General features: G+C 63.8%; 9 protein-coding genes. 5 read left to right on the top strand and 4 right to left on the bottom strand.

The window, feature by feature from the left end; translation table 11 throughout:
• Both AC1D2K_RS26225 and AC1D2K_RS26220 read left to right on the top strand, forming a co-directional pair.
• The coding region (locus AC1D2K_RS26225) for a 2Fe-2S iron-sulfur cluster-binding protein (RefSeq protein ID WP_478092211.1) at positions 1 to 279 on the top strand (279 nt) is incomplete at its 5' end.
• Positions 280 to 306: 27 nt separating this feature from the next.
• Positions 307 to 957: a helix-turn-helix domain-containing protein gene (locus tag AC1D2K_RS26220; RefSeq protein WP_478092209.1), complete on the top strand. Its 651-nt coding sequence runs from the start codon at positions 307 to 309 to the stop codon at positions 955 to 957.
• A 39-nt stretch (positions 958 to 996) separates the two neighbouring features.
• Here AC1D2K_RS26220 and AC1D2K_RS26215 read toward each other — a convergent pair whose 3' ends face one another.
• Genes AC1D2K_RS26215 through AC1D2K_RS26200 form a run of 4 tightly spaced genes read right to left on the bottom strand, consistent with a single transcriptional unit; the run spans position 997 to position 4,554 of the window.
• The gene (locus AC1D2K_RS26215) at positions 997 to 1,686 is read right to left on the bottom strand and encodes a 3-oxoacid CoA-transferase subunit B (protein WP_478092208.1); all 690 of its coding nucleotides are present in this window, start codon (positions 1,684 to 1,686) and stop codon (positions 997 to 999) included.
• Entirely contained in the window at positions 1,683 to 2,345 is a 663-nt protein-coding gene (locus AC1D2K_RS26210; protein ID WP_478092206.1) for a CoA transferase subunit A, read from the bottom strand. The genes AC1D2K_RS26215 and AC1D2K_RS26210 overlap by 4 nt, the downstream gene beginning before the upstream one ends.
• Positions 2,346 to 2,348: 3 nt before the next feature.
• Positions 2,349 to 3,542, bottom strand: coding sequence for an acyl-CoA dehydrogenase family protein (locus AC1D2K_RS26205; RefSeq protein WP_478092205.1), 1,194 nt, complete (start codon positions 3,540 to 3,542; stop codon positions 2,349 to 2,351).
• A 28-nt stretch (positions 3,543 to 3,570) separates the two neighbouring features.
• Entirely contained in the window at positions 3,571 to 4,554 is a 984-nt protein-coding gene (locus tag AC1D2K_RS26200) for a Bug family tripartite tricarboxylate transporter substrate binding protein (protein WP_478092203.1), read from the bottom strand.
• Between the two features lie 275 nt (positions 4,555 to 4,829).
• On the opposite strand from AC1D2K_RS26200, the gene acuR reads away from it, so the two are divergent.
• From acuR to AC1D2K_RS26185, 3 genes are all read left to right on the top strand, one after another.
• Complete coding sequence (acuR, locus tag AC1D2K_RS26195) at positions 4,830 to 5,495, top strand: acrylate utilization transcriptional regulator AcuR (protein ID WP_478092202.1); 666 nt, start codon at positions 4,830 to 4,832, stop codon at positions 5,493 to 5,495.
• A 20-nt stretch (positions 5,496 to 5,515) separates the two neighbouring features.
• Positions 5,516 to 6,502 (top strand): acrylyl-CoA reductase (NADPH), encoded by a 987-nt coding sequence (gene acuI / locus AC1D2K_RS26190; protein ID WP_478092200.1) that lies wholly within the window; start codon positions 5,516 to 5,518, stop codon positions 6,500 to 6,502.
• Positions 6,499 to 7,132, top strand: a 634-nt coding sequence (locus AC1D2K_RS26185) for a thiamine pyrophosphate-binding protein (RefSeq protein WP_478092199.1), incomplete at its 3' end; no start/stop codon positions are given. The genes acuI and AC1D2K_RS26185, both read left to right, overlap by 4 nt.

Here is a 7,132-nt window from a genome sequence, read left to right as displayed (position 1 = left end):
GCGTCCACCCCGGACGCGCAATCCTATAGCGTTGTGCTGGCCAAGAGCGGACGTGAGCTAGAGGTTCGTCCTGAGGTGGGCCTTCTGGCCACCCTCGAATCTATGGGGGCCGACATCTCAGTGTCATGCGCAGGCGGTATCTGCGGTGCATGTCGTACGCGCTGGATCGAGGGGCCGCCGATCCATCGCGACCGCGTCCTGAGTCCCCAGGAACGCGCGCATGAAGTGATCGTGTGCGTTGCGGAGTGTGCTGGACCGCGCCTGGTTCTCGATCTGTAGGCGACGGCTTTGGAAAGCAGTGGACAAGTGGTTGCGCCGATCCTGGGCGAGGCGATKGGCGCCATACTCGTGCCAGAATCAGGCCCCACAGCAATTTCCAGTGATTCCCGTACAGCTGCGCAGTCTGACGAGAATCCCTTCAAAGTCTTGGCACTACATCTGAAGTACCTGCGCGTCCAAAGCGGACTGACGCTGGAGAATCTGGCCCGGGATTCAGGGCTGACGCGCAGTTATTTGTCGAAGATTGAGCGGGGCGTATCCACGCCGTCGATCGAGTCGGCGCTCAATATCGCCAAGGCCCTAGGTGTGACGGTAGACCGGCTCTTTGGGCAGCAGTCGGAAGTGGATGTCGTTTCGATTGTTCGGGGCAATGGGTCCATTGCAGGAGATCCGACGATGCATCTCTCGCTGGTCGCGGGCCTTCGCAACGACCGCGTGATGCGGGCGTTCATCGTGCGTCCGGGGAAAACCCAGAAGCGCGGCCGGATCATGAGCCATCATGAGGGCGAAGAAATCCTCTTTGTCCTGACCGGCCACATCGAAATGCAGATCGGGGCACGCAAGGAGCGCCTGGAGTCAGGCGACTGTGTGCAGTTCGACTCCACCATTCCGCACAAGCTGACCGCGCTCACCGACGAACCAGCTTCGGCGCTTGTCGTGATCGCCGCCACCGCATAGGTTCAGAGCCGCGGCTCGACCCGCAGCCTGAATCCGGCCTCAGGGGGGCGGCGCCAGCACCCCTTCCGAGGAGAATCGCCTCACCGTTGGCGCCAGCTTCAGCGGCGCCCCGGTGAGTTGCTGCACGGATTCGAGCGATGCACCCTCGAAAAGCGCCTGCACGACGAATCCATCGCCGGTGACGTCGATGATCGCGAGGTTCGTGAACACCTTGGCCACAACCCCCACCGCCGTGAGTGGCAAGGTGCAACGCTCTACCAGGCGAGGCTGGGCGTCGCGCGTGGTGTGCTCCATCATCACCCATATCTGTTTTGCTCCCACGGCCAGATCGATGGCTCCGCCAATGGCCGGCGGCGCACCGTTCAGGTCGCCGGTGGTCCAGTTGGCCAGGTCGCCGTGCTGGGATACCTGGAACGCACCGAGGATGGCAATGTCGAGGTGCCCTCCGCGCATCATCGAAAACGACAGGCTCGAGTCGAAGAAGGACCCGCCGCGGGCGAGCGTGACGGGCACCTTCCCGGCATTGATCAGATCCAGGTCTTCCTCTCCCTGGGCCGGTTTGGGACCGACGTTGAGGATGCCGTTCTCGCTGTGGAGCATGACCGATGTATCGGAGGGAAGATAGTCCGCCACGCTCGTCGGTGCTCCGATGCCGAGGTTGACGAACCCTTGCTTGGGAAGCTGGTGTGCGACCAGGCGCGCGAGTTCCAGTCTGGATAGAGAGTTCATGCGGGCCTCGAGAGAAAGACGCGATCGACAAAGATGCACGGGGTGACGATGCCTTCGGGGTCGAGCTCGCCGGGCTCCCGGAGTTCGTCGACTTCCACTGAGACCACCTCTCCGGCCGTAGCCATCACCACAGAATGATTTCGTGCCGTCTTGTTGTAGTTCAGGTTGCCGAGCGCATCGGCCTGCCGGCCCTTGAGCAATGAGAACTGCGCGCGCAAGGGCTTCTCCAGAAGAAACACGCGGCCATCGACCACGACCTTCTGTTTGCCCTTTTCGAACACGGTGCCCACGCCCGTCGGAGTCAGGAATCCGCCGAGGCCTGCGCCTCCGGCCCGGATGCGCTCGACCAGCGTGCCCTGCGGAACCAACTCGAGTTCAACCTCGCCGGCCCGGTATTGATCGGCGAACACGTCTGCGCTTCGCGGATAGGAGCAGATGATCTTCCGGACGATGCGCGCACCGAACCACAGGGAGAGATCCTGGCCGCCGGAGCCTGCGTTGTTGGAGATGACGGTCAGTTCGCGCACCCGCAGGTCCAAGACTGCCTCGATCATCCCGCGCGGAACCCCCGCGCCGCCGAAGCCCCCGACCATCACCGTGTCTCCGTCGCGCAGACCGCTGACTGCCGCGTTTGCGTCCTTGACGACCACATTTCTCATTGATCAGATTCCTTCTGTGCGGGCGGGCCCATAGTCTTTGGCCAGACCTTTGGCTATGCGTTCGAGCAGCATCTGGCTGGTGCCATCGCCGAATGCCGCCAGCCGTGTTTCGCACGACAGCATGGCAAGGCGGTGATCGGCGCTCGCGCCGGTGGCGCCCATTGCACGCTGGCACTGGTCGAGTGTCCAGACGGCCACGTCGACGGCGAACTTTTTCGCCTGCGCGGCCAGCGTCAGCGCCGCCTTTCCTGTTTGCACGGCAATCGCTGCGCGCAGCACGAGTGCATTGGCCGCCTCCAGGCGCAGTGAGACCTCCGCGAGCTCCCACCCGAATCCCTGGTGCCTGAGTAGCGGCTTGCCAAAGGCTTGCCTTGATTCCGCGTAGCCCACCGTCTCTGCCAAGGCCGCTCTGGCAGAGGCGACGCACATCGCCGCGACATGAACGCGTGCGGCGTTGACCGATGCCATGGAAGACTTGAAGGCCCGCCCTGGCGGGTCGAAGACACACCAGTCGGGAACGAAATGATCCTGGAAAACCAGGGATGCCAGTCGGAAGGACCGGGCGCCCGGCATGACGAGTTCTTCCCTTCGCAGCGTCGGCCCGTCAACCAGGGGCACCAGAAAAGACGCGATATCGCCGACTGCTTCCGCGCCGGCTGGGTCAACTCTTGCAAGCAGGTTTGCGCATTGGATGATCGAACCGTTGGTGATCCACGACTTCGTGCCGCTGATCAGCCATCCGCCGTCCACGCGCCGTGCCCTCGTCTTCAGCGCGGCCAGGTCGCTGCCGCCATCGGGCTCGGACATCGCGGGGGCGCACAACGTTCGCCCGCCCAGCATGGCGCCGAGAAGCTCGGCACGTTGCCTCTCGGAACCGAAGCGCGCCACGCGAGTCACGGAGCCTTGCAGATTGTTGATGGCGAAGGCGGCGGCAAAGCCATGCTCCGCCATCGTCTGGGCCACGCGGATCTTGCAGAGGAACGAGGCATCGTGGCCGCCGAATTCCCTTGGCGCTTGAAGTCCCAGAAAGCCTTCCTTTGCCCACCTGTCGATCCATGAAACATCGTAGGCGCGGCCCTGCGTGTGAGATCCCAGGAGATGGGCGCTGAATTCGCCGCGGCAGAAGTTGCTGGCGGCCTGGACGAGCGATCTTTCCGCCGCGGACAGTCTCTCGTCGTAGAGGTCGTAGAAGTTCATCGGGTTCGAATGCGCGGTCGGCAGTCGCTCAGCGGGCCAAGGGAGTCGTCAATGTTTTCGCCCAATCGTTCCAGAACACGATCTCCTTGGCCACCTGTTTGGTGTACAGATCGGGTGTCGACACCTTCACCGGAACGGCGCCGAGCGTCTCCAGCTGCGCCAGGAACTCGGGGCTCGTCACCACCTTGTCGAGCGCCGCCGCAATCTTCTGGACGACAGGAYCCGGCGTGCCGGCAGGCGCCGCAATACCGAACCAAGGCGAAAGATCGATCGGCTTGCTGCCGGCTTCCTGGAGCGTGGGCAGATCGGGGAACGCGGGCGAGCGCTCCGGCGCGGCGACCGCGAGGGCCTTGATCTTTCCGGCGCGGATGTGCTGGGCGACCGTCGCCTCGGTGAAGAAGCCGACCTGCACCACGCCGGCCAGGAGGTCAGTGATGGGCTGTGCGCCGCCCTTGTAGTTCACGAACGTCAGCTGCGTGCCGTTGCCCGCGTCGAAGAGCGTTCCGCCGATGTGCGACGTGGCGCCGAAGGTGCCGCCAAAATTCAGCTTGCCGGGGTTCGCCTTGGCGTAGGCGATGAGTTCCTTGATGCTGTTGATCGGCACGTCGGGATTCACGACGACGAGATTGCGCTGCTTGGCGACGTTCCTGACATAGGCGAAGTCCTTGAGCTGGTCATAGGAAAGCGTCGGGTTCAGGGCTTGGCCGCGCGTCTGCGAGGACTCCACCGCAACGAGCAGGGTGTAGCCGTCCGGCTTCGACTTGGCCACGGCGTCGGCACCGATGACGCCGCCGGCGCCAGCGCGGTTGTCAATGATGACCGTGCCATTGAGCTCCTTGCCAAGGGCCTGCGCAATCACGCGGGCAATGATGTCCGTGGGGCCCCCTGGCGGGAAACCCGCAACGAGCTTGATCGGCTTCGACGGATACGGCTCGTCGGCCAGCGCGGTGGTGATGGCCAGGCAGGCGAGGCCGGCGGCGACAAGCCATTTCTTGATGGAGTGGGGCTTCATGGGGCTTCCTTCTGCAGAAGTGAGGAGGTGGTAGAAGTATTGGCTACAGGACACATTGTGTCAATTAGGACTCGCATTGGGGTTTACGAGCAAGACTTGGGCCTGCGATCAAGTCGGGAGAAATATGCAAATTCAATCCGTCGACCCTGCAATGAAGTGCAGATCGCCCAATGAAAGTGCATGCGTGTCCGCATGTTGGTGCGGCCTTAGCGGATGCGTGCGCGCCTGGGAGAAAGCAGTGGATGTTCTCTAGACGATCGGTCTAGAATTGCCGCATGACAGAAAAACCCCAAGCGGCCGTGCGTCGCGGCAGGCGGCCTGCGCCAGCGTATGCGGCAACGCGCGACGTACTGATCCGATGCGGGATGGAGCTGCTCACCGAGCAGGGTTTCAGTTCGACGGGCTTGGATGCCGTGCTGAAGCGGGCGACTGTGCCCAAGGGTTCGTTCTATCACTACTTCGCGAACAAGGATGCGTTCGGAGCGGCCGTGATGGACGCCTATGACGACTACTTCAAGCGAAAGCTCGATCGATGGTTGTCGAACCAGGAGCGCGCACCGCTCGATCGGCTTGCCGACTTCATCGCCGATGCCTCCAGAGGCATGCGCAAGCACCGCTTCACACGGGGATGCCTGGTCGGCAACCTGAGCCAGGAGCTGGGTGCCCTTCCTCCGGATTTTCGCGAACGCCTCGACGCCATTCTTGTCGGCTGGCAGGAGCGGGTGGCTCGCTGCCTCCGGGAGGCTCAGTCCGCAGGAACCATCTCGGCAACGCTGGACGTCGAGCAGCTCGCCGAGTTCTTCTGGATCGCCTGGGAAGGGGCCGTGCTTCGAGCCAGGCTGGTGCAGACGGACCGACCCCTGAAGACCTTCATCGAGGCATTTCTGTCCAGCCTGGGTGTATGCGCCCAGGCCTCGCCGCGCAACGCAGCGGATCACTGAATTCTTATTGGAGCGAAAACATGTTCAAAGGCATCGTCGTGGAAAAAGACGCGGAAGGCTACCGCGCCTCGCTGGCCGAGATCGATGAAAACCGCCTGCCCACAGGCGACGTCACGGTCCGAATCGAATACAGCACGCTGAACTACAAGGACGGCTTGGCCATCACCGGAAAGGGTCCCGTCGTCCGGAGCTTTCCCATGGTGCCGGGCATCGACTTTGCGGGCGTGGTGGAGCAGAGCGACCATTCTGAGTTCAAGCCGGGCGACACGGTGGTGCTTAACGGCTGGGGCGTTGGCGAGACCCATTGGGGCGGGCTTGCACAGCGCGCGCGCGTGAAGGGCGATTGGTTGATTCCGCTTCCAAAGCGTTTCGGCGTCAGGGATGCCATGGCAATCGGTACCGCAGGGTATACAGCCATGCTGTGCGTGATGGCCCTGGAGCGGCACGGGCTGAAGGCGGGCGATGGGCCGGTGCTCGTGACGGGTGCGAACGGCGGCGTCGGAAGCGTTGCGATCGCCCTGTTGGCCAAGCTCGGGTACACGGTCACGGCGTCCACGGGGCGGCTCGACGAGTCCGAGTATCTTCGGCGGCTCGGCGCCACCGACGTGATCGATCGCAGGGAGTTGAGCGAACCGGGCAAGCCGCTGCAGAAAGAGCGCTGGGTCGCCGCCGTGGACTCCGTTGGCAGCCACACGCTGGCCAACGTATGCGCGCAGCTTCGATACAACGGCGTGGTCGCTGCGTGCGGCATGGCCCAGGGGCTCGACCTGCCTGGGTCGGTCGCGCCGTTCATCCTCCGCGGTGTAAGCCTCATCGGCGTTGATAGCGTGATGCGGCCGAAGGCAGACCGTGTCGCGGCGTGGGAGCGGCTGGCGCGCGATCTGCATGGCCCGATCCTGGAAGACATTGCGACCGAGATTCCGCTGTCGCAAGCGATCGATGCAGCCGCCAGGCTCATGCGGGGCGAGATCCGGGGCCGCCTGGTCGTCGACGTGAACGCGGCATGAAAAAAGGGGCGGTCATGACGTATCGAGTTGCCGAGGCCATTGTCGACAGCATGGTCGCGCATGGCGCGGACCGTGCATTCAGCGTACCCGGTGAAAGCTTCCTGGCGCTCCTGGACGCGCTTTACGCGCGGCGCGACTTCGATCTGGTGACATGTCGCCACGAAGGATCGGCGGCCCTTGCAGCGATTGCGGACGCCAAGCTGACGGGCCGCGCCGGAATCGTCATGGCGAGCAGGGGGCCCGGGGCATTCAATGCTGCGATCGGCGTCCACGTGGCGGCCGAAGAAGCGGTTCCGCTGATCCTTTTGATTGGCCAGGTCGAAACGCCGAACTTGGGCCGCGGCGCCGTTCAGGAAATCGATTCCGCCAAAGCGTTCTCCGGCCTGCTGAAATGGACCGGTCGCATCGACAAGGCGGCAAGCGCCGCCGAAGTGATGGCCCGCGCCTTTGCCGCGGCTGCCTCGGGAACGCCGGGGCCGGTCGCCGTCGAGTTGCCCGAAGACGTCTTGACTGAAGTGGTCGAGCGGCAGCCCGCGCGGGTTCACGGCGTGGCACGCGCCGAGGCGACCCTGGAAGACGCGGTGCGCGTACATGATCTGCTTTCCAAGGCCAGCCGCCCGATCCTGATTG

The sequence above is a fragment of the Variovorax sp. P1_H12_2 genome (assembly GCF_056405335.1).
The sequence above is the reverse complement of the archived record's forward strand: the minus strand, read 5'-3'. Positions and strand labels throughout refer to the sequence as shown.